This window comes from Comamonas sp. 14P8.1.4, from assembly GCF_057799285.1.
Genome location: NZ_JBYOKN010000032.1, coordinates 1 through 973, shown reverse-complemented (window position 1 = coordinate 973; position 973 = coordinate 1). Strand labels below are relative to the sequence as shown.

At 54.9% G+C, this 973-nt stretch carries 1 pseudogene; it reads right to left on the bottom strand.

Annotated elements, in window-relative coordinates:
* Positions 1–910 (bottom strand): annotated as a pseudogene (locus tag AC27VO_RS16495) (IS3 family transposase); the annotation flags it as partial.
* Positions 911–973: the final 63 nt, after the last annotated feature.

Below are 973 nucleotides of genomic sequence, written 5' to 3'. Positions count from 1 at the left end.
AAGTTGTGACTGGCTAAGAACCGCTGCCACTCGTGGCTCGTAAATTGACAGCCTTGGTCCGAATGAACGATGACGGTCTCTCGTGGCCTTCTGCGCCAGATGGCCATGTGTAATGCATCCAAGGGCAACTGGGTATCAATGCGGCTGCCGGTTGCCCAGCCAATCACTTGGCGAGAGAACAGGTCAATCACAGTTGCCAGATACAGCCACCCTTCATGTGTGCTGATATAGGTAATGTCAGTCACCCATACTTTATTTGGCGCAGTCACGGTGAACTGCTGTGAGAGCAGGTTAGGCGCTACGACAGCAGGTGCTCCACCTTTGACGCGAGGGCGTTTGCCATAACCTCGCTGCGCTTTGATTCCTTCACAGCGCAGCAGCCTGGCTACGCGGTGCCTGCTGCATTGCTCGCCCATGTCACGCATGTCCAGCGTCAGCTTACGATAGCCATACACACCACCGCTTTCTAGCCAAGCCTGCTTGAGTAGACCCAGCAAGCGCTCGTCATCGATAGCTCGCTGGCTCTGTGGTTGTGCTTTCCAGGCGTAATAGCCACTGGGGTGCAAACGAAGTACCCGGCACATGCGCGTGACGCTGTAAATCGACTGGTGCTTGGCTATGAAGGCGTACTTCAGTCGCACTGGCGAGCGAAGTACGCCGCCGCTTTTTTTAGGATGTCACGCTCCTCGGTGGCCCGCTTGAGCTCCGCTTTCAGGCGGCGCATCTCTTCGCTTTGGCTGACATGCTCTTGCCGGTGCGCCGCAGGGATTTGCTGCAACTTAATCCACTTGTACAGACTATGCGTGCTCACGCCCAAACGGCGTGACACATCGGCCACGCTGTGGCCGTGTTCCAAGATTTGCTTGACAGCTTCAATCCTGAATTCTTCTGGGTAGCGTTGTGCGTTCATATGGGCTCCTATTTGAACGGAAATAGGAGGCTGTGAAATATCTACAAAACTCTGGTCGATTCA